This is a genomic window from Pseudomonas sp. AC463 (genome assembly GCF_979253585.1).
In genome coordinates this window covers 103,210-124,813 of sequence record NZ_CEEDDZ010000008.1, presented here as the reverse complement: position 1 = coordinate 124,813, position 21,604 = coordinate 103,210, and the positions used below count along the sequence as shown (strand labels likewise).

Genomic DNA, 21,604 nt, shown 5'->3' with positions numbered 1-21,604 from the left:
TTGGCATCCTTCTACTGATGCACGGCGAGCTGGTAGGCCGTGTACTTACGAATATTGATAACGCCGGTGTCGAAGATCAGGTATTGGCCCTTGATCCCCAGCAACGTGCCTTCGGCAATCGGGTTCTTGTCCAGGTTGAAGCTGACGATCTTCGCCGGATACTGCTCTACCGGGTAGCGAATCTCAATCGGCTCGAGGTCGGTCACCGGTTGGATGGCTTGCAGGCCAAAGCGTTCCTGCAAACCGCTGATGCCTTCGGCGCAGGACGCAAACAACTCATCGCGTACCTGCTTGAGGTCCACCGCTGCGGCGTCGCCCTTGAGCAGTGCGCGCCAATTGGTCTTGTCGGCCACCTGGCTGCGGAACACGTCTTCGACAAACCCGGATTGCTGGCGCGTGGCCACGCGCATGATCGGCAGCGCCTGGCTGGCGCCCTGGTCAAGCCAACGGGTCGGCAACTGGGTGGCGCGGGTGATGCCGACCTTGATGCCCGACGAGTTGGCCAGGTACACCACGTGGTCGGTCATGCAGAATTTTTCGCCCCAGCCTGGATCGCGGCAGGTGCCTGCGTCGTAATGGCAACGTTCGGGGCTCATGATGCACAGGTCACACTGGGCCAGCTTGGTCATGCAGGGGTAGCAATAGCCCTGGCTGAAGCTGGTCTTGGTCTTGCGGCCGCAATGGCTGCAATGGATGGCGCCAAGGTATTCCAGGCGAATATGGGTGCCAATCAACGGGTTGACCGGCACCTCGGTATCACCCAGGCGAAACGCATATTGAACGGTCGGCTCACCGAGTTGCGCCGACATTTTGTTGACTGCACCGCGACCAATTTCAATCAATGGATCGCATCCGACTTGAACAGGATGTTTGGCACTGGCGCGGATTTGGACGCACATTCCTGCGGGCCCATGTAGCCGGTGCGCTGCTCCTCCGGCAGGTTCTGGATTTCCCAGGCGATCATCGCCTGCAACGACAGTTCGCGCTGCTCGGCACTGAGCTTGCGGCCATCGGACCACTTGCCGATTTCCACCGCGAGCTTGAGGCTCTCGTAGATGTCCGGGGTGATGTTTTCAATCATTTCAGCAAAAGAGGACATTAAGCTCTTCCTTATCAAATAGACGACTTGCGACGGTTATACACACCACCGAGCAAACCGGTAAGGCAACCGATAACCAGGCCGCCCACATGGGCCGCGTTGGCGATTTCGCCGAAACCGATCATCGAGATCAGCCCCGACATGCACAGCACCAGCCAGATCAGCATCATCGCCAGCACCCCACGGGGCAGGCGATAGGCCGGGTTGGGCGAGATCAATTGAAAGATCCAGCAATGCCCGAGCAGGCCATACAGCACGCCGGACAAACCGCCGAACAGGCCCGGGCCGCCATAAGCGTACTGAGCGTAGTTGGAGACCAGGCTGAACAACAGGGTCAGGCCCAGCAGGTTGATGCTGCCCTGGCGCACTTCGATGCGTCGGCCCAGCTCCCAGTACCACATGCCGTTCATGGCCAGGTGCAGGATGCCGAAGTGGATCAGCATCGGTGTGACCAGCCGCCACCATTGGCCCGAGGCCAACATGTCGGCAAATGGCGTGAACTGGATGTATTCGCCCATCACCCGGAACGGCAGGAAGGTCAGCCAGCTCATGGCTTGCAGGTTTTCGCCGAGCAACGTCAGCGCGCCGACGAGCATGCTCGCCAGCAGCACCAGCGCCGTTACCGGGCTGTGGCGCACTTGCTGGACAAAACCTGGGCGGGAAACAGGCGCCTGCTCGGGAATATCCAGTTGCTGGTCCGGGTCACCGGCGGGAAAGCGTTGATACAACACGCGCACGTCGTCGCTGATGGTTTCCGGCACCCACAGCACTTGCTCGCCGGCTTCCTCGCTGACGCGATGGGGCACTTGCATGCGTTGCAGCAGTTTGACGAAACCGCCCAGGTCGACGCTCAGGGGCAAGCGTAATACAGCCACGGTACTCATTTAATGACCTCGGGTCGCTCAACGTCGACCCACACAAATTTACGCGGATCCAGTTGGGTTTCCTGATCCAGGCGGTACGCCACCAGCTTGCCGTACAGCACCGCGCTGTAGTCTAGGCACGCCAGGTTCGGGCGGATCGGCGCCGGTTTGCCGCTGCGCCAGTAATGCCCGACGAACAACAACGGCTCGTCGACGCCGTAGCGCAGCAGGGAATTCTTTTCGGTGGACGACAACGGCGTGCGCGCCACCGGTTCCGGCAACGCGTCGGGCTGGAACACGATGTCGCCATAGGTCTTGGGGTCGTCTTCCCAGAATTTGGTGCGGAAGAACGAGCGCGTCAGCCCGTCGCCGCCGGTCAGCGTCAGGCCATCCGGCAGGCGCATGTCGGTGCCGCGCAACAGGCGGTCGAAGGCGTTGCAGGCAAAACTGCCCGGCACGGCGGCGGCCTGCAGGAAGTGCTGGTCGATGCAGCCGTCCGGAAAGGTCGCACGCAGCGGCTGGATAAAGCCTTCGTCCCAGCACGCATGCACCACGCGAAAACGCCCGGCGTCGACAAACAGCGGCATGTCGTAGAACCAGCCGAGGAAGTCGTGCCAGTCGGCCGGGTGCTGTTCGAACTGGGTCAGAGTTTCGTGGATCAACCGTTCATGCCGCGGGGTATGTTCACGCACGAACTGTTTGCCACTGCCCGGCGGTGCCGGCGTGGCCCACCCCAAGGCGTTGAACTCATGGTTGCCCATGATGCACAGCGCCTGGCCGGCCTCGGTCATGTCGTGGACGATATGCAGCGCCTCGCGGATGCGCGGGCCACGGTCGATGATATCGCCGAGGAACACCGCCATGCGCGACGGATGGCGCCAGGTGCCGCCCTGCTTGTGGTAGCCCAACTGGTCGAGCAAGTGCTCAAGGGTATGGGCGCAACCGTGCACGTCACCAATCAGGTCGTAGCTACGCGCGGGATCGAGCATCAGTCGCCTCCACCCCCCAAGCGGCTGCCCCAGCCCAGCTTGGTGCGGCACACTTCGTAGTAGTTGTGGTCCAGCGGGTGGATCAATCGCAACTTCTGTGCCTTCTTGCTCACGGTGATGGTGTCACCGGGGGCGCAGGTGAAGTGGTTCTGCCCGTCGCAGGACACCTGCGGGTAGATCTGCATGTCTTTGGACACCACGATTTTCAGCTCACTGTTGCCGTCGACCACAATCGGCCGGCTGGACAACATATGGGGGTACATGGGCACGATCACAATGGCATCCAGCTTGGGATGCATGATCGGCCCGCCGGCGGACAGCGCGTAGGCCGTGGAACCGGTGGGCGTGGCGACGATCAGGCCGTCGGCCTTCTGGCTGCTGACGAACTGGCCGTCGATATACAGCTCGAACTCGATCATCCGCGTGGATTTGCCGGGGTGCAGCACCACGTCATTCAGGGCATCGCCCTGGCCGATGGCTTCGCCGTGGCGGCGCACTTCGGCTTGCAGCAGGAAGCGGTTTTCCACCAGGTAATGGCCGTCGAGCACCTTGCCGACTTCAACTTCCAGGTCATCCGGGCGGATATCGGTGAGGAACCCCAGGCTGCCGCGGTTGATCCCCAATACCGGCACGTTATGCCGCGCCAGGGCACGGGCCGCGCCGAGCAGGCTGCCGTCGCCGCCGACCACGATGACCATGTCGCAGACTTCGCCGAGCATCTTGCGCGAGGAGGTTTGCAGGCCGTGGCCGGGGAGAATCTCGGCGATGGTGTCTTCGAGGATCACATGCAGGTGGCGTTCCAGCAGGAATTTTTTCAGCCGGCGGACGGTATCCAACACCTGGGTACTGCCCAGGCGACCGATAATGCCGATATTGCGAAATTGCTCCATGGGGCTCCTGCGGGATCTGGGGTATGGCAAAAAAGAAACGATTATGGGCGAAAGGCCGCCGCAGACAAAATCCTTTGTCACCGCCAAGCCTTGATGACAATGGTTCTCAGCCACCTGCCGCACGCGTTACGGGCTATGCTCGGACCATGAATCCGTTCCCCGACTTGCATACCCTACCCCGCCAATTGCGTCACCCTGAGGTGCGCGACCTGGCGTGGGTGATGCTCGCCCCGCCGATGCTCGCACAGACGCCCTGGCCGCAGCGCCACCCGCTGGCCGGCAGTGATTGGGTACAGGCGCCCGAGCGTCTTGAGCACTGGCTACGCGCCCTCGATCAAGACAGCAGCGCCTTGCAACACTGGCTGAGCCAGTCCCGCACGCGCCGCCTGGGCCTGTATTACGAACGCTTGTGGCAGTTCGCCGTGCAGCATGCGCCCGGCGTGGAACTGCTGGCCGCCAACCTGCCGATCCGCCGCGCCGGGCACACCCTCGGCGAGCTGGACATGCTGCTGCGCGACCGCGATGGCGTGCACCACCTGGAACTGGCGATCAAACTCTACCTCGGCCCCCAGGCCGGCAATGGCCAGGACGCCGCGCAGTGGCTGGGCCCGGGTTGCCATGACCGGCTGGACCGCAAGCTGGCGCACCTGGCCCAGCATCAACTGCCGATTTCCGCCCGACCGGAAAGCCGCGAGGTGTTGGCGGCGCTGGATATCCAGCAGTTCGACGCGCATTTGTGGCTTGGCGGCTACCTGCTTTACCCCTGGCCCGGCCAGGCCGAGCCGCCCGTTGGCGCGCATCCGCAGCATTTGCGTGGGCGTTGGTTGCACCAGCGCGATTGGCCGGGCTTTGTCAGCGCCAGCGCGCCTGGCCGCTGGCAGCCCCTGCCCCGCCACGCATGGCTGGCGCCGGCGCACTACCTGGCGGGCGAAGTATGGAGTGAAGAGCAGATGCACGGCTGGCTGGCAGAGCTTGACGCAATGGCGCCGGCGCAGTTGTTGGTGCGGATGGTGCAAAACGGTGAGGATTGGGAGGAAGCGGAGCGGTTGTTTCTGGTGGCGGATCTTTGGCCGAATGTGCCGGGGGCTGGCTGATTATTTGGGGGGGTTGGTAGTGGACTCATCGAGGGCAAGCCCCCTCCCACATTGGAATGCATTTCAACATATGGGAGGGGGCTTGCCCCCGATAGCAATGGCCCAGGCACTACACATCATCAATATGCTGATATTCCAACTGCAACCCGCTCGCCAATTCCCGAGCGCGCCCCAACCTGATCGGCCCACGCTCGATATCCACCAGCAACCCCGGACACTCCAGCATCGGCAAACCGCCAATCGCCTTGAGCCGCCCATCGGTAATCACCAGCAACCGCTGCTGCTCGGCGGGATGTCGCTTGCGCCGCGCCGCCAGCCACTGCCCGGCCTCGCTCAACGCCGCCAGCAACGGTGTACCACCGCCCGCGCCCAGTTGATCCAGCCAATTGGCCAACCCCTTAGCAGCCTTCAACCCTTGCACCTGCCACTTCGGCGACTGCCCGCTGGCCGTCAACAACGCCATGCGCGCGCGTTGCCGATAGGCGTCGTCAAACAACTGCGCCAACAAACCCTTGGCATCCGCCAACGCACGATGCCGCCGGGTCGAGGCCGACGCGTCGACAATCACCAGCCACAACTCCTGGGCCGAACGGCTGCGCAAGTGGTACAGCAAATCTTCACGGGTTTGCGGCCGCCCGCCGAGCAAGGTGCCGGGCCAATTGATTGCCCCCTGCCTGGCGCTGCGCGCCTTGCCTTGCCGGCCTCGGTCCAGTCGCCCGGCCTTGGGGCGGGCATCCGCCCCCGTGTCCGGTCGGGGGCGGATGCCTAGGGCTTTTTTGGCCAGGCGGGCACGCCTCGGCGAGCACCCGTGGGCAGCGGCGGCGCGGGCATATCGCCCCATTGGCCCTGGCCGGGCGAGGTGTCCGAGGGTTGCGGCGACCGCCCTTGATCAGGTGGGCTGGCCGGTGGAGATTGCTGCTGGCGACGATGGCGCAAGGCAAACTCCGCGACCGCTTCTATATCTTCCTCGGCGATGGCGCTGGCGCCGCGCCAGGCGGCATGTGCCCTGGCGCCGCGCAGCCAGACCAGGTCCGCACGCAAGCCATCGACCCCGGCGGCAAAGCAGCGCTCGGTGATCTGTGCCAACGCCTGGTCGTCCAGCGCAATGCCGTCCAACCGTTTGCGTGCCTGGGTGCAGCGCTCACGCAGCGCCGCCTGTTGCGCGGCCCACTGCGCGCAGAACGCCGCCGGGTCGCTGTCGAAATCCAGGCGCCGACGGATGATCTGCCCGCGTTCGGCCGGCAAGGTCTGCCCGCTCAGCGCCACATTGAAGCCGAAGCGGTCGAGCAACTGCGGGCGCAACTCGCCCTCCTCCGGGTTCATGGTGCCGATCAGCACAAAGCGCGCCGAATGCCGGTGGGAGATGCCATCGCGTTCGATCAGGTTGGTGCCGCTGGCGGCCACGTCGAGCAGCAGGTCCACCAGGTGGTCCGCCAGCAAGTTGACCTCGTCCACGTACAGCACGCCGCCATCCGCCTTGGCCAGCACGCCCGCGGAAAACTGCGCGCGGCCCTCGCCAAGTGCGGCGTCCAGGTCCAGCGTACCCACAAGACGCTCTTCGGTGGCGCCCAACGGCAAGGTGACAAACTGGCCGCTGGCCAACAGGTCGGCCAGGCCACGGGCCAGGGTCGACTTGGCCATGCCGCGCGGGCCTTCGATCAGCACGCCGCCGATCTTCGGGTCGATGGCGGTCAGGCACAGCGCCAGTTTCAGGTCATCGGCGCCGACCACGGCGGACAGCGGAAAATGGGGAATATCAGTCATCAACTGTCTTCTTCTATATCCAGCAACAGGTTTTCCAGCGCCTCGCGATACGCGCCCGGTTCCTGCCACAGGCCGCGCTGCTGGGCTTCGAGCATGCGCTCGGCCATATCGCGCAGCGCCGCCGGGTTGTGCTGTTGCACAAAGGCGCGGGTGTCGGGGTCGAGCAGGTAGGCGTCGGCGAGCAAGGCGTATTGGTGATCGTCGATCAGCGCGGTGGTGGCGTCGAACGCGAACAGATTGTCCACGGTCGCGGCCATTTCGAACGCGCCTTTATAGCCATGGCGCTTCACGCCGTCGATCCACTTGGGGTTGGCGGCGCGGGAACGCATCACCCGGTTCAGCTCTTCCTTCAAGGTGCGGATCTTCGGCAGGTCGGGCTGGCTATGGTCGCCGTGGTAGCTGGCGGCTTTTTCGCCGCTCAGGGTTTCCACGGCGGCGAGCATGCCGCCCTGGAATTGGTAGTAGTCGTTCGAGTCGAGCAAGTCGTGCTCGCGGTTGTCCTGGTTCTGCAGCACCGCTTGCACCTGGCTCAGGCGCTGGGCGAATTGTTCGCGGGCGGCGGTGCCCTCATCGGAACCGCCGTAGGCATAGCCGCCCCAGTTCAGGTAGAGCTCGGCCAAGTCCTCGCGGCTCTGCCACAAGCGCCCGTCAATCGCGCCCTGCACGCCCGCGCCGTAGGCACCGGGCTTGGCGCCGAAAATGCGCCAGCCAGCCTGCTTGGCTGCCGCCTCTTCATCCAGGCCGGACTTGAGCAGCGCCTCGCGCTCGCTGCGCACCTTGGCGGCCAGTGGGTTCATGTCGTCCGGCTCATCCAGGGCCGCCACCGCTTGCACCGCCGCGTCAAACAGGCGGATCAGGTTGGCGAAGGCATCGCGGAAGAAGCCGGACACGCGCAAGGTCACGTCCACACGCGGGCGGTCGAGCAAGCTGACCGGCAGGATCTCGAAGTCGTCCACCCGCTGGCTGCCCGTGGCCCACACCGGGCGCACGCCCATCAGCGCCATGGCTTGGGCTATGTCGTCACCGCCGGTGCGCATGGTCGCCGTGCCCCATACCGACAGGCCAAGCTGGCGCAGGTGGTCGCCGTGGTCCTGCAAGTGGCGCTCAAGAATCAGGTTGGCCGACTGGAAGCCGATGCGCCAGGCGGTGGTGGTCGGCAGGTTGCGCACATCCACGCTGAAGAAATTGCGCCCGGTGGGCAACACGTCCAAACGCCCACGACTCGGCGCGCCGCTCGGCCCCGCCGGCACGAAACGACCGCTCAAGGCATCGAGCAAACCACGCATTTCCGCCGGGCCGCAGGCATCCAGGCGTGGCGCCACGACGATGCGCAGGCTTTCGATCACCGCTTTCACATCTTCCCAGCCAGGTTCTTCCAACTGTTCCACCGGGCCTTCCAATGCCTGCTCGATCAAGCGCGCGGCATACAACTCCAGGCGTTCGCGGGTATCGCCGGCGGTGCGCCACAGCTGCGCGTCAATCTGTTGCAACACGGCGGGGCGACGCCCGGTCCAGGGTTCGGCGAGGGCGCAATCGAGCGGATCAAACCCCAGCTCAAACGCCTTGGCCAATACCCGCAGCAGGCTCGATTGCGGGCCACGCCCGTCGCCACGCGGGATGCGCAGCAAGGCCAGCAAGGTGTCGATACGCAGACGGCCCTCGGGGGATTCGCCGAAAATATGCAGGCCGTCGCGGATCTGCGATTCCTTCAAATCACACAGGTAGGTGTCGAGGCGCGGCAGCCACACGGCGGCATCGGCGTCGTTGTCCAGCTCCAGCTCCTGGTCGATGCGAGTTTCGCGCACCAGCTTGAGGATGTCTTTCTGCAGCTCCAGGGCGCGGCGTGGGTCGAGCAATTGGGCTTCGTAATACTCGTCCGCCAACAGCTCCAGGTTACGCAGCGGGCCGTAGGTTTCGGCACGGGTCAGTGGCGGCATCAAGTGATCGATAATCACCGCCTGGGTACGGCGCTTGGCCTGGGCGCCCTCGCCCGGGTCGTTGACGATGAACGGGTAGATATTCGGCAGCGGCCCGAGCAGCGCATCCGGCCAGCAGTTTTCCGACAGGCCCACGCCCTTGCCCGGCAGCCACTCGAGGTTGCCGTGCTTGCCGACATGGATCACGCCATGGGCGCCGTAGGTGTGGCGCAACCAGAAGTAGAACGCCAGGTAGCCGTGGGGCGGCACCAGGTCCGGGTCGTGGTACACCGCGCTGTGGTCCACCTGATAACCGCGCGCCGGCTGGATGCCGACAAAGGTCAGGCCCAGGCGCAGGCCGGCGATCATCAGGCGGCCGTCGCGAAACATCGGGTCGTTATGCGGTGTGCCCCAGCGCGCCAGCACGGCCTGTTGGTTGGCCGGCGGCAGGCGCTGGAACAGCGTCTGGTAGTCGTCCAGCGTCATGCTTTGATGGCAAGGGCGCAGGTCGAGGCTGTCGAGGTCGTTGGTCACGCCGCCGAGCAGGTCGTGGATCAATGCAGTGCCGCTGTCGGGCAGTGCGTCCGGCAGCGGGTAACCTTCGGCCTGCAGCGCACGCAGGATATTCAGCGCGGCCGCCGGCGTATCCAGGCCCACGCCGTTGCCGATGCGGCCGTCGCGGGTCGGGTAGTTGGCGAGGATCAGCGCGATGCGTTTATCCGCATTCGGCACCCGCGCCAGCTCGACCCAGCGTCGCGCCAGTTCGGCGACAAAATCCATGCGCTCCGGCGCGGCGCGGTAGCACACCACGTCCGACTGGCTGCGCTCGCTGCGCCAGGCCAGGTCCTTGAAGCTGATCGGCCGGCTGATAATGCGCCCGTCCAGCTCCGGCAAGGCAATGTGCATCGCCAGGTCGCGCGGGCCAAGGCCCTGCTCGCTGGCCTCCCAGCCAGGCTGGTTGTCCTGGGCGCAGATCGCCTGGATTACCGGGATATTGCGCCGAAACGGCCGCAAGTGCGGCGCTTCGGGGCTCGATTGGGCAAACCCGGTGGTGTTCAGAATCACCGCCGCGCCGACTTCATCCAGCAGGTCCTCGACCACCGTCAGGCAGCCGGGCTCTTTCAAACTGGCCACCGCCATCGGCAACGGGTTAAGACCCGCCGCCTGCAAGCGCTGGCAGAACACGTCGATAAAGCCGGTGTTGGCCGCCTGCAAGTGCGAGCGGTAGAACAACACCGCCGCCACCGGCCAGTCGGCGTGCCAATCCGCCTGCCAGTCGTTCAGGCGCGCGTTGGCTTTATGCGGGTGATAGATCGCGGTGCGCGGCAGGGTCTGCGGCTCGGCCCAAGCGTAGTCGCGGCCCAGATGGCTGCTTGCGAGGCAGCGATAGAAATCCAGCGCATTGCTTAAGCCGCCCTGGCGCAGGAAGTGCCACAGACGGTCACGCGCCTCGACGCCGACGGTGCTCAGGCCGCTCAGCTCCGGATCGGGGCGATCATCCCCCGGCACCAGGATCAGTTGCACGCCACGCTCGGCCAACTCCACCAGGCGCTCGATACCGTAACGCCAATAACCGATGCCGCCATGCAGCGAGATCAGGATGACCTTGGCGTGGCGCAGCACTTCATCGACGTACAGGTCGACCGAGGCGTGGTTCTGCACCTGCATAGGGTTGGCCAGGCGAAAACTCGGGAAGTCGTCGGGCAACTGCCGGGCTGCTTCCGCCAGCAGCGCCAGGCTGGAGTCGCCGCTGCACAGGATCACCAGCTCGGCGGGGGTTTGTCCAAGGTCGGCAATATTGTCGTCCGAGACGAAACCACCGGGCTGAGTCCTGAGCAGGTGCATGGGTTAAACGCTGAGGGCTGCGCGCAATTGCGCTTCGAGGCCGGCTGCGTCCAGCTCCTGGCCGATCAGCACCAGGCGGGTGATGCGCGCTTCGTCGGCGCCCCAGGCACGGTCGAAGTGCTTGTCGAAGCGCGTGCCCACGCCCTGGATCAGCAGGCGCATCGGCTTGTTCGGGATGGCGGCGAAACCTTTGACACGCAGAATGCCGTGTTGCACCACCAGTTGGGTCAGGGCGTCGAGCAGCAGGGCTTCGTCGGCTTGGGGCAGATCGATGGAGATGGAGTCGAAGGCGTCGTGATCGTGGTCGTCTTCACCTTCGTGGTGATGATCATGATGGCTGTGGCGCCCGTCGATGTGTTCCTCGGAGCCGGCGCCCAGGCCGATCAGCACGTCCAGCGGCAGGCGACCGCTGCTGGCTTCGATGATCTTCACCGCTGGCGGCAGCTCTTCGGCGACTTCCAGGCGCACACGGGCCAGGTCTTCCGGGCTGATCAGGTCGGATTTGTTCAGGATCACCAGGTCGGCGCTGGCCAGTTGGTCGGCGAACAGTTCGTGCAGCGGCGACTCGTGGTCCAGGTTCGGGTCGAGTTTGCGCATGGCGTCGACCTGGTCGGGGAAGGCGGCAAAGGTGCCGGCGGCCACGGCCGGGCTGTCGACCACGGTGATCACCGCGTCAACCGTGCAGGCGCTGCGGATTTCCGGCCACTGGAAGGCTTGCACCAACGGTTTTGGCAGGGCCAGGCCGGAGGTTTCGATAAGGATATGGTCAAGGTCGCCACGGCGGGCAACCAGTTCGCGCATCACCGGGAAGAACTCTTCCTGCACGGTGCAGCACAGGCAGCCATTGGCCAACTCGTACACGCGGCCATTGGCCTCTTCCTCGGTGCAACCGATGGAGCACTGCTTGAGGATTTCACCGTCGATGCCCAGCTCGCCGAACTCGTTGACGATCACGGCAATGCGACGGCCCTGGGCGTTGTCGAGCATATGGCGCAGCAAGGTGGTCTTGCCCGAACCGAGGAAGCCGGTAACGATGGTGACGGGGAGTTTGGCCAGTGTTTTCATCGGATGCCCTTTGGGGCGGGCATACGGGACGATAGGCCCTGCGGCGGCGCGCAGATGCGGATTTCGTCACCGGATCACCCCGCCCGGTTGAAGTAGAAAATCGGTTGCGAGGCAGGTCTCCTGGCTTGGGGCGTGCGGGTCTTGCGACCGGCGCTGGCTGCGCCTTCCCGCCTTGTCGGCAGTGGCGTGGCAGTCAGTTGAACCCTTCACAGTTGCGGGGGCAGCCGCGGCTTGAACCGCGTTCCCTTCTTAGCTTCGGCCTGGGCCGAAGAACCTCGAGGGTGCAAGGCTACAGGGGCACGCTGCATTTGACTACCGTCGCCCGCCCATGCTCTCCTACACATCTTGTTTCGGGTGCCCCTCACGGGGTGAAACGGGAAACCGGTGAGCCATGGTCTATGGTAAGTCCGGTGCTGCCCCCGCAACGGTAAGCGAGCGAAGCGTCATGGCCACTGTGCATTTGCATGGGAAGGCGATGCTTTTCTGAGGAAGGCTGTTTAACAAGTCGCCCCTCGCAAGCCCGGAGACCGGCCCGAAAAAATCAGATAACAAACCCGCGGTGGGCGGGCGCTGTTCGGAACCCTGCGTGCCTGGCTCGCGGGGTTTTCATGCGCCTGTGCACCCTGACACTCGTAAGGGACGCGCCATGTCGATCATCAGCAGCACTTCGCACTCCGCCAGCAGCACCGCCACCCTGAGCCAACGCCTGACCGCCGCCATCGGTGCGTCGATCCTCGGCGCGTGCCTGGTGTATTTCGCCGGCTTCTCGCATATCGAAGCAGTGCACAACGCTGCCCACGATACCCGCCACAGCGCCGCGTTCCCGTGCCACTGAGACCTGCCGACATGATCAAGCGTATTGCCCAAACCGCAGGGTTTACCGGCCTGCTGGCTGCCCTGTTACTGACCCTGCTGCAAAGTTTCTGGGTCGCACCGCTGATTCTGCAGGCGGAAACCTTTGAAAAAGCCCCGGCCGCCACTGAAGTGGCCCATGAACATGCCGCCGGCGCTGCCGCTCACACCCATGACGCCGAAGCCTGGGAGCCGGAAGACGGCTGGCAGCGCGTGTTGTCCACCACCGGTGGCAATCTGGTAGTCGCGGTTGGTTTTGCCCTGATGCTGGCCGGTCTCTACACCTTGCGTACGCCGACTCGCACGGCCCAGGGCCTGCTCTGGGGCCTGGCCGGTTACGCGACCTTCGTACTGGCGCCGACCCTGGGCCTGCCGCCGGAGTTGCCGGGCACCGCCGCTGCCGACCTGGCACAACGCCAGATCTGGTGGATCGGCACCGCCGCGTCTACCGCCGTCGGCATTGCGCTGCTGGTGTTTGGTCGCAACTGGCTGCTTAAAGTGCTGGGCGTGGCGATCCTGGCCGTGCCTCACGTGATCGGCGCGCCACAACCGCAAGTGCATTCGATGCTGGCGCCGGAAGCACTGGAGGCGCAGTTCAAAATTGCATCGCAACTGACCAATGTGGCGTTCTGGCTGGCCTTGGGCCTGATCAGCGCCTGGCTGTTCCGCCGCAACCGCGACGACCACTACTCGGCATGACCCTGGTGGCCGGCCTGGGCTGCCAGCGGGGTTGTGAGGTTCACACCCTGCTGGCGTTGTTTGACCGCGCCCTGGCCGAAGGCGGGATTGAGCGCCAGCGCATTACCGCGCTGGCGAGCATTGATCTGAAACAGGCTGAGCCGGGGCTGCTCGCACTGGCCGAGCGTCTGGACCTGCCCTTGCAGTGTTTCAGCGCCGAGCAATTAGCCGCGTATGAAAGCCGCTTGAGCCACAAATCGGCCGTGGCGTTCACCCATACCGGCTGCTACGGGGTCGCCGAAAGCGCCGCCCTGGCCCTCGCCGAACACCTCGCCGATGCCCCAGCGCGCCTGCTGATCACCCGCCAGAAAAACCCCCAGGCCACGTTTGCATTGGCCTGCGCCGGCTAAAACCTCGATAATCGCCCCTCCCGAACATGAGCAACCTTCATGCTCGCCCGTTTTACGACAGGAATTGTCCATGACCGTCTACTTCATCGGCGCCGGCCCCGGCGACCCGGAATTGATCACCGTCAAAGGCCAGCGGCTGATCCGCAGTTGCCCGGTGATCATCTATGCCGGTTCGCTGGTGCCGGCGGCGGTACTGGAGGGGCATCGGGCCGAATCGGTAGTTAACAGCGCCGAGCTGCACCTGGAGCAGATCATCGATCTGATCAAGGCAGCCCACGCCAAAGGCCAGGACGTGGCCCGCGTGCACTCCGGCGATCCGAGCCTGTATGGCGCGATTGGCGAGCAGATCCGCCATTTGCGCGAGCTGGGCATCCCGTTCCAGATCATTCCCGGCGTCACGGCCGTGGCCGCTTGCGCGGCACTGCTGGAAACCGAACTGACCCTGCCGGACATCGCCCAGAGCGTGATCCTGACCCGCTACGCCGACAAAACCAGCATGCCCGCCGGCGAGGACTTCGACAGCCTGGCACGGCACGGTACGACCATGGCGATTCATCTGGGGGTCAACCACCTGGAGAAGATCGTCGCCGAACTGCTGCCGCACTATGGCGCGGATTGCCCGATTGCCGTGGTGCACCGGGCCACGTGGCCGGATCAGGATTGGGCGGTTGGAACGCTCAGTGACATTGCCGACAAAGTCGCCGCCAAGGGCTTTAAGCGCACGGCCCTGATTGTGGTGGGACGGGTGTTGGCGAGTGACAATTTCAGTGAGTCGTCGTTGTATCGGGCCGGGCATGCTCACCTTTATCGACCATGACATTTCACTTTATAAATACAAATCAAATAATTGATTTAATTGAATAAATAAAAAACAAAATGTAGGAGGGGGCTTGATCTGCTTTGTTAGGTATATAGTGCAAGTAATTGAATTTTAGGCATAAAAAAACGGCGCTCACGGGGCGCCGTTTTTTTGTTCGCAGTGAACGCCTTACTCAGTAGTAGGCGTTTTCTTTCTGCGTGTGGTCAGTCACGTCGCGTACACCCTTAAGCTCCGGAATACGCTCCAGCAGGGTGCGCTCGATGCCTTCGCGCAACGTCACGTCCGCCTGGCCGCAGCCCTGGCAGCCGCCGCCGAACTTGAGCACGGCGATGCCGTCTTCAACCACGTCGATCAGGCTGACCTGGCCGCCGTGGCTGGCCAGCCCCGGGTTGATTTCGGTTTGCAGGTAATAGTTGATGCGCTCGTTTACCGGGCTGTCGGCGTTGACGTTCGGCACCTTGGCGTTGGGCGCCTTGATGGTCAACTGGCCGCCCATACGGTCGGTGGCGTAGTCGACCACGGCGTCGTCGAGGAAGGCTTCGCTGAAGTTGTCGATATAGGCGGTGAAGCTTTTGAGCCCCAGGGCGGTGTCTTCAGGTTTCTCTTCGCCAGGCTTGCAGTAGGCAATGCAAGTCTCGGCGTATTGGGTGCCGGGCTGGGTGATGAAGACGCGGATACCGATACCCGGGGTGTTCTGCTTGGACAGCAGGTCAGCCAGGTAATCGTGGGCGGCGTCGGTAATGGTTATGGCAGTCATGGAAACTCCTCACAGGCTTGCCGGCAGTTTACGCCAAATTATTACCGAGGTACAAAGTCCTAGTATTTTTGTCGGGAAAAGGTCAGCCCCCATCCGCGGCGCACGCACGTCAACCAGCCCCCACAGGAACAGCCTCCCGACCCGTTATATATCTACGCCGCCACCGCGCCAGGCAGTTTTAACATCGTTGATCCCGCTCACAGCGCCCACGAGATCAACTCGATGCCAGACTCACCCTCGTCGTTTTATCTGGAAAACATTGCCAGCTTCCAAACGCAACTGCAGCAACTACTCCAACAACAACCCAGTGCGTATAGCCTGATCGGCGTTCTTCACTCGCACGCACAAAACATGTTCGCCACACGCCCGCCGCCGATTGAGGCGCAAGAAATACGCTACGAAAAGAACCTCTGGTTCATCACCGTCCCCGATCGCCGCGTGTACGCGCCTGCGGGGTACAGCGTCAATGGTTTGCAACGACTCCTCGCACAAAGGCCATGGGCAGGCGGCGTCCTGCAAGATAACGGCTTTTACCGAGCCTGCCTGCAATCGGCGAATTCGACCCTATACAGCAACCCCTCATTTGAATCGTTGATCGAATCCATGGTTCGCAGCCCGGACCAACTCTACGCCCGACAACTCGATGCGTTCTGGAACGGCGCTTACTCCGACACCGATCTTCGCACGCGCCGGCAATGGCTGGCCGACATCCAGCGCAGTGCTCTGCAAGCCCTGGCAGCGCTGCGTCTGGAGGATGGCACGCTGGGCCTGCACTTCAGGCACATGCTGGACCATTTGTACCGTTGCCCGAGCGCTATCCAACGGGCCAGCGCCCCCTCCCAGCAACGCCCTTCCACGCTGAAAGCGAGTGTGCACATCGCAGACGGCCTGCCGGACATCGACCTGCTCAACACATTCATCCTGACAACCAAGACACCAGGGTCATCGATAAACGCCGACACCGACTGCGGCCCTGTTGTGCTGTGCTGCAACATCAATGGCATCCAAACCTTTGACTCCCTGCCGGCGCTCCAGCAGGCGCTGCAAGCTCGCCTGGCCGCACCCACCTCGCGCCACCAACTGCTACGTAACGTGCCATGGCACGCCCATGGCAGGATCGAACGGCACCCTCAGCGATCCATTTCGTTCACCACAGTCGAAGGCAATATCTTTGAATATGCCGCCCAGGCCCTTCTGGACCAGCAGCGAAGTGACTTGGCGTTCACTTGGCAGACCCTGCCCAAAGATGAAACAGACTTCGCGGCGCTGCAGGAAGCTTTCGATCACGCCGCCGATATCGGCCCTCTACTGGACCTTGGGCATGGGCTCAAAGCCCGCGCAATCTTGCTACTCGAAAAACATCGCCCGGATTGGTATATCGCACTCGATCCAGCCAACGGGATACGTTTGCGGCAATACCTGGTCGACGACCATGCGCAAAACAAGACCCTGGCCCGTTTGCTGATGCAAAAACAGATCCCTTCGTTGCAGGCTTATACCCGCAAACGCATTAAGGAGTACTTCGCGCCGCGTTTCGTCGACCTCGACCCGGAAACGGTGCAGGTGGTCTTTACGACCGTTTCAAGCCCTATCAATCCTTCCGGATCCTCGACCCCGACCATTGGTGGCCCCGCAGCTGAGTACCCGAAGAAAATCGATCTGGAACGCATGACACTGACCCAGTTTGTGCTGAGAAACGTCGACCCTTGGGACGTGACCTATATGAAACTGCTGGCACGCACGAATAGCCGTTTACACGCCCATTACCTGCACAAGGCCCCCACAGAGGTGCTCCTCAATAATGATGAACTACGCGCCCTCGCCAAGGATCTGGACGCGGGCCAAGGCTACGATGAGTTATTACACGAACAAATGATCGTACAGGGCGCAGAACTGCGTGAGTCGTGGCGAAGGGCGTACCTGGCCACGCTTAAGGCCAACGCCTTGGTTGCGCACTTGGAAAACACACGGTTCCTGCCTGACCGGCTCAACCGCGGCTACGAATGGGTCAAAGCATTGATTGATCATCCATTGCCAGCCCTGCGCAGCGTAGAAGGCCAACTGATCGTTGCCAATATTCTGCAAATCGGCAACAGCCCGAGGGCTCGTAATGGTTATGAGCTGAACAACGTGCTGGTGCTCAGCGCCCAACACCCGGCCTCCGTCCCCAATGTCGTGCTCTATACGCCAAACGGGCCAGACGGCCAGGAGTTCAAGGAGTTCAAGGACCTCGGCACACTCAAATGCGTGCTGAAAGAGCAGTGGGCCTCCTCGCCCCCATGGGTCCGCTATTTCCAGGAACGGCTGACCACCGAAGGCAAACGCTCCCTGGAACACAAGGCGTTTTCCCAGGACTGGATGAAGACCTTTCTGAGCGCCTCGCGCCATCGGGCAGGCAACCCGTTCGACACCCTGCGCCTGGTTCCCGTCAACGGGAATGTGCATGAATCGATGTACGATCAGTTAGTCCACACCCTGAGGCATAGCGCTGGCAGCGAGTCCACCACCAATGCCGAGGTCAAAAAGCAGTCGGTCATGAACAAAATCATGTTCGGCGTTGAAGTCGGGCTCGACATCCTTGGTTTTCTGCCCGTCACCTCAACGTTTACGGCACTGTCGCATATCCGCCAGATTTACTTGATGCTGGCACAAATAAAGAAGTCCAGATCCGCAGCCAACCAGATATGGTCCCTTATCGGCAGTAACAGTCGAGTAGTGCTGACAACCCCCTCTGCCCTGCCGCCTGCCCTGAGCAGCCTGCCCCCCGCACCCGCCAACCCCCTTGTGCCGGTGCCTTCGAAAGATCTCAGGCAAATGTCCGGCAATCTCTATCGCAATAACGCCGGATCGGAATATTTCGTACGGATAGGTGACGACTTTCACCCCAGCCTGCAAATACAAGGACAACGTTATATCCATGACCCAGCCTTCCCCAACATTCGCTACCTTGTCGCCCAGGATGAGCTGACCGACATATGGTCGCCTGTGCCCCGGGAACGGCAGCTGCGCCTGCTCGGCGGGGGGGATGATGCCCCACGCACGGATGCCGACACCCCCCTGAACAGCTACCACCTCAGCCCTGCTCACCGCAACGAGCTTGCGGCCTTTGCCACCGAGCGCTTCGGCATACTCAACCTGGCGAATTCGCAGCTCTACGCGCCGGCGACTCGCGCGTTTCAGCGCCATCTTGAAGCGGTGCGCGAAAGGCTGACCCAGGACGCCCAGCGCTCCCTCGTGCAATTCAGGCCTGCACCCAAGCCACGATTGGCGCAGGCCAACCACACAGACGTGCGCGCCCTGATTGAGGAAATCCTTGATCAACACCCAGGCCTGGTCGTCGCAGAGATGCACACCCACTCAATCGCACGGCAGTTTCTGATCGAAAACATGCCCACCTTTCACCAGCAGGGCGTAAGCGTGCTCTACCTGGAAGCCTTCAGTTGGGACCTGCACCAAACCGCCCTCGACCGGTTTTTCCTTTCCAGGACCGGAGAACACACCCCGGAGCTGAAAACCCTGCTCCAGCAAATCGACCAGGTGACCAACGCCAATGACGCGTTCACCTACAGGCGACTGATCGATACAGCCCGTGCACAGGGCATACGCCCGGTTGCGATCGATTGCCTGGCCTCGTGCAGTATCGCCGCTATCAAGCCGTTCAGCCTGGATATGCTGCAACAGCGTTTGCGCACGATGAATTATCACGCAGCAAAACTGATAAACGCCGATCAGGTCCAACGGGGAGCAAGCCGCTGGGTAGCGCTGGTCGGCTGCGCCCATGTCAATCAGTATCTGGGCGTGCGAGGGATCGCCGATATGACCAACGCGGTCGGTGCACGTATCAGCAGTGTCGACCGGGCCTTGTCCGCACACGCCTTCAGAGACCCTGGCGAAGCCACGTACCATGGCAACGTGCAACACCCCATCAAGCTGCAATGCGACCTGTTGATCAACCTGCCAGGCACACCCGTGACGTCGTTTCCCGAGTTCCGGCTGCACAGCAAGGGCATGTTTTCCCTTGAGCGCAACCTGACCCAGCTGCCAATTTTGCATTACCGAAACCGGCAAAACCAACTGACTCGATCAGCGATCCTGAGTCGCAACTCGAAGTACTACCTTGACGACGCTGAGTTCGGTGCTCTCCTCCATCAGCGTTTCGACAGCCTTCAGGCACTGGTCGACGCGCTGACCACTGACTATCAGATGGTGTGTGTCTGATACATGCCTTAAAGGTTCTCGTAGCGATTCATGTCCAGCACGCCGTCTTCCACGGGCGTAGTGTCGCGGATGTACTGCGATAAATCGTGAAAATACTGCCAGAACAACGGGTGGCTGCGCCGAACGCCCCAGCGGTCGACAATCTTCCCAAACCGATTGGCATCCTTGGCGCGCTCCATCTGCGCAACGAATTCGGGCACTTCCTGTGCAGGGATATTGAACATGAAATTCGGGTAGCTGCTGAGCACCCCTGGGTAGACCGTCAGCGTGTCCAGCCCCGGCTGATAGCGATAGGCCTCACCCAGCAGAAACGCCACGTTACTGTGCGCGCGGTTACGCAGCAGGCTGTAGACCACCCGTTTGCCGCCGGCGGTTTCAATACGCAGCATCGTGGCTTCGGGCAACTGGTCGATGACTTTAAGCCCCGCCGCCGGCCGCGACGTCAGGCGGCTCAATGCTTGCTCGGCGTCCTGCAACGCCGGGTCGATACCGTCGCGCGAGCAATAGGCGCCGGAGCAGCGGTTGATCGGGTCCGGGCTGGCGTTCAGGTCGCCATAACGGCCGAGTAATTGATTGGCAAAGTCGCGCTTGGGATCCTTTTCATCCAGATGCAGCCCCGTAGGCTTATCGTCGTCAATCGCTTCGTAGTCCAGCCACAGCTTGATCTTGCCGCTGTTCTGGTACCAGTCGTCCATAAAGTCATCGCGGCTGTCGGCCGGCATCAGGCGCAGGAAGTTCTGTTCGGCGCCGTTGCGAATCAGGTCGAAGTACAGGCGGGTCTGAGCCTGATGGGAGACGTTGCCGAACACATCGAAGTTCACCGCCAACTGGTAATAGGTGCGCTCCAGCAGCGGGTAGTCGAACAGCCACATCGTCTGCGGCACTTCGCCAATCAGGCCTTTGCTGACCGAAGCACTGTCGAAATGCCGAAAGATGGTCAGCAACGCATTGTCATTGCCCGCCCACAGGCTCGACCAGCTGGGCGGCGGCAGGTCGGCGTAGCTGTCACGGCGCAAGGCCTCGTATTCATTGCGTTTGTCGCGATACTTGAGCCACAGGCTGAGCACGCTGCCCACGTCGTCGATCTGCCCCGGCATCGCCAGCAGCGGCGTGGCCTGGCCGCGGTAGCGGGCATCGTTGATGTACAGGTCGTGGTCAGGATCCTGGAACAGGGTCCAGAAATTGTCGCGGATCACGTCCGTGGCGATCTGCCCACGGCACACCGGCCCGCGAATAAAGGTGCGTACGAAGTATTCGGCGTTATCCAGCATGAACTGGTAGCGCGCCTTGGCCGGGATGGCCTCGAAGGTTTCGAACGGGTTGGCGCGCCGCCCTGGACCATAACCCGGCAAGGCGTTGACCTGCCAGTTGCCGGCGTAGAACAGCTCTTTGATGCGGGCCATTTTCGCCGCGCTGAACGGGTACGTGATGTGGGTTTTATGCACGATCACGCCCTGTACCGGCCACAGGCGATAGTAAACCTGGGTGCCTGGGTCGTCATTCGGGCGGCGCGTGGCGATCAGGTCGATGGGCTGGCCGCTTGGCGTGCGCGAACGCACCCACTGGAAGAAATGCCCCGGCTCGCCATTCTCGAAATAGATATGCGCCAGAAACAAATGCTCGAACAGCCAGCGCGCCACCAGGCTTTCGCGGGCGCCCGGCTGGTTGAACAGGTTTTCCCACTGCTGCACCTGCAAGGCTTCCTTGGCACTCGGCGCCAGGCCCTGCTCGTCAATCGGGGCGCCGGAGGCCAGCCAGCGTTGCAGGGTCTGGTATTGCTGGTCGGTCAGGCCGGTGACCGCCAGCGGCATGCCTTCCCTGGGACGGGCACCGGCGTAGGCATTGAACTCGCCGGGCGCGGCGCACATGTTTTCACGGTTCAGGCCCAACACAATGTCATCGGGCAACTTGGCGTTGGGCTGCAACGGCGCGCTGTGGCCCAGCTCGAGCATGCGCGCCATCAGGGCGGCCTGGCTGCCTTGGGCGTCCAGCACCGAATAAAAGCCTTTCTGCTGCCAGGCCTGTTTGCCGAAGGCGTCATAGAACAAACGCGTGGTGGGCGCGGCCTGGCTGCGCTCGCCGTCGTACACCGGCATTTTGCTCGCACCGCGCGCCGCGCCCTCGGCACTGCCCAGGTTGAGCTGGCAGGCAGAGTCGTAGCAGGCATGGCAGGCCACGCACTTTTCGGTGAAGATCGGCTGGATATCGCGCGTGTATGAAATGGAACCTTCCGCCAGGGCGGTACTGGCGATCAATGCCAGGACGGCGCTGACGATAAGACGAAGTGACATGTATCCGGTCCCGATTCAATGCGTGCGCTGAAAAATTGCCGACGATTCTACCG

17 protein-coding genes and 2 riboswitches are annotated in these 21,604 nt (G+C 62.7%); of the genes, 6 read left to right on the top strand and 11 right to left on the bottom strand.

The window, feature by feature from the left end:
• Positions 1–11: 11 nt before the first annotated feature.
• Genes AC0IYH_RS12280 through AC0IYH_RS12260 form a run of 5 tightly spaced genes read right to left on the bottom strand, consistent with a single transcriptional unit; the run spans position 12 to position 3,841 of the window.
• A complete protein-coding gene (locus AC0IYH_RS12280; RefSeq protein ID WP_122773864.1) occupies positions 12–842 on the bottom strand; it encodes a DUF2797 domain-containing protein in 831 nt (276 codons plus the stop codon).
• A complete protein-coding gene (locus tag AC0IYH_RS12275; RefSeq protein WP_033902243.1) occupies positions 839–1,099 on the bottom strand; it encodes a YeaC family protein in 261 nt (86 codons plus the stop codon). The genes AC0IYH_RS12280 and AC0IYH_RS12275 overlap by 4 nt, the downstream gene beginning before the upstream one ends.
• A 14-nt stretch (positions 1,100–1,113) precedes the next feature.
• The gene (locus tag AC0IYH_RS12270; RefSeq protein WP_122773863.1) at positions 1,114–1,983 is read right to left on the bottom strand and encodes a rhomboid family intramembrane serine protease; all 870 of its coding nucleotides are present in this window, start codon (positions 1,981–1,983) and stop codon (positions 1,114–1,116) included.
• On the bottom strand, positions 1,980–2,954 hold the full coding sequence (locus tag AC0IYH_RS12265; protein ID WP_471834648.1) for a metallophosphoesterase: 975 nt from the start codon (positions 2,952–2,954) through the stop codon (positions 1,980–1,982). The genes AC0IYH_RS12270 and AC0IYH_RS12265 overlap by 4 nt, the downstream gene beginning before the upstream one ends.
• Positions 2,951–3,841 (bottom strand): NAD(+) kinase, encoded by an 891-nt coding sequence (locus AC0IYH_RS12260; protein WP_116629958.1) that lies wholly within the window; start codon positions 3,839–3,841, stop codon positions 2,951–2,953. The genes AC0IYH_RS12265 and AC0IYH_RS12260 overlap by 4 nt, the downstream gene beginning before the upstream one ends.
• A gap of 146 nt (positions 3,842–3,987) precedes the next feature.
• Between AC0IYH_RS12260 and AC0IYH_RS12255 the strand changes: the two genes are divergently transcribed.
• Positions 3,988–4,935 (top strand): DUF1853 family protein, encoded by a 948-nt coding sequence (locus tag AC0IYH_RS12255; RefSeq protein ID WP_471834535.1) that lies wholly within the window; start codon positions 3,988–3,990, stop codon positions 4,933–4,935.
• A gap of 109 nt (positions 4,936–5,044) precedes the next feature.
• Here AC0IYH_RS12255 and AC0IYH_RS12250 read toward each other — a convergent pair whose 3' ends face one another.
• The 4 genes from AC0IYH_RS12250 to cobW are packed head-to-tail and all read right to left on the bottom strand — an operon-like array spanning position 5,045 to position 11,525.
• Positions 5,045–5,647, bottom strand: coding sequence for a VWA domain-containing protein (locus AC0IYH_RS12250; protein ID WP_116630014.1), 603 nt, complete (start codon positions 5,645–5,647; stop codon positions 5,045–5,047).
• Positions 5,648–5,700: 53 nt separating this feature from the next.
• Positions 5,701–6,699: an ATP-binding protein gene (locus AC0IYH_RS12245; protein ID WP_471834534.1), complete on the bottom strand. Its 999-nt coding sequence runs from the start codon at positions 6,697–6,699 to the stop codon at positions 5,701–5,703.
• Entirely contained in the window at positions 6,699–10,460 is a 3,762-nt protein-coding gene (cobN, locus tag AC0IYH_RS12240) for a cobaltochelatase subunit CobN (protein ID WP_471834532.1), read from the bottom strand. The genes AC0IYH_RS12245 and cobN overlap by 1 nt, the downstream gene beginning before the upstream one ends.
• Before the next feature lie 3 nt (positions 10,461–10,463).
• On the bottom strand, positions 10,464–11,525 hold the full coding sequence (gene cobW / locus AC0IYH_RS12235) for a cobalamin biosynthesis protein CobW (RefSeq protein WP_116629962.1): 1,062 nt from the start codon (positions 11,523–11,525) through the stop codon (positions 10,464–10,466).
• Positions 11,526–11,618: 93 nt separating this feature from the next.
• Positions 11,619–11,818: riboswitch (cobalamin riboswitch) on the bottom strand.
• A gap of 42 nt (positions 11,819–11,860) precedes the next feature.
• Positions 11,861–12,075: riboswitch (cobalamin riboswitch) on the top strand.
• A gap of 96 nt (positions 12,076–12,171) precedes the next feature.
• On the opposite strand from cobW, the gene AC0IYH_RS12230 reads away from it, so the two are divergent.
• The 4 genes from AC0IYH_RS12230 (at position 12,172) to cobM (ending at position 14,282) form a co-directional block, all read left to right on the top strand.
• Positions 12,172–12,360 (top strand): CbtB domain-containing protein, encoded by a 189-nt coding sequence (locus AC0IYH_RS12230; RefSeq protein WP_032875937.1) that lies wholly within the window; start codon positions 12,172–12,174, stop codon positions 12,358–12,360.
• 11 nt (positions 12,361–12,371) lie between these two features.
• Positions 12,372–13,076 (top strand): CbtA family protein, encoded by a 705-nt coding sequence (locus AC0IYH_RS12225; RefSeq protein ID WP_116629963.1) that lies wholly within the window; start codon positions 12,372–12,374, stop codon positions 13,074–13,076.
• Positions 13,073–13,465, top strand: a complete 393-nt coding sequence (locus tag AC0IYH_RS12220) for a cobalamin biosynthesis protein (RefSeq protein ID WP_471834530.1) — start codon at positions 13,073–13,075, stop codon at positions 13,463–13,465. The genes AC0IYH_RS12225 and AC0IYH_RS12220 overlap by 4 nt, the downstream gene beginning before the upstream one ends.
• A 70-nt stretch (positions 13,466–13,535) precedes the next feature.
• On the top strand, positions 13,536–14,282 hold the full coding sequence (gene cobM / locus AC0IYH_RS12215) for a precorrin-4 C(11)-methyltransferase (protein ID WP_471834529.1): 747 nt from the start codon (positions 13,536–13,538) through the stop codon (positions 14,280–14,282).
• A gap of 175 nt (positions 14,283–14,457) precedes the next feature.
• Here the strand turns inward: cobM and nfuA are convergent, their stop codons facing one another.
• Positions 14,458–15,042: a Fe-S biogenesis protein NfuA gene (gene nfuA, locus AC0IYH_RS12210; protein ID WP_017136914.1), complete on the bottom strand. Its 585-nt coding sequence runs from the start codon at positions 15,040–15,042 to the stop codon at positions 14,458–14,460.
• 222 nt (positions 15,043–15,264) lie between these two features.
• Between nfuA and AC0IYH_RS12205 the strand changes: the two genes are divergently transcribed.
• On the top strand, positions 15,265–19,260 hold the full coding sequence (locus tag AC0IYH_RS12205; protein ID WP_471834527.1) for a dermonecrotic toxin domain-containing protein: 3,996 nt from the start codon (positions 15,265–15,267) through the stop codon (positions 19,258–19,260).
• An 8-nt stretch (positions 19,261–19,268) separates the two neighbouring features.
• Here the strand turns inward: AC0IYH_RS12205 and AC0IYH_RS12200 are convergent, their stop codons facing one another.
• Positions 19,269–21,551, bottom strand: a complete 2,283-nt coding sequence (locus tag AC0IYH_RS12200) for a fatty acid cis/trans isomerase (RefSeq protein WP_471834525.1) — start codon at positions 21,549–21,551, stop codon at positions 19,269–19,271.
• Positions 21,552–21,604: the final 53 nt, after the last annotated feature.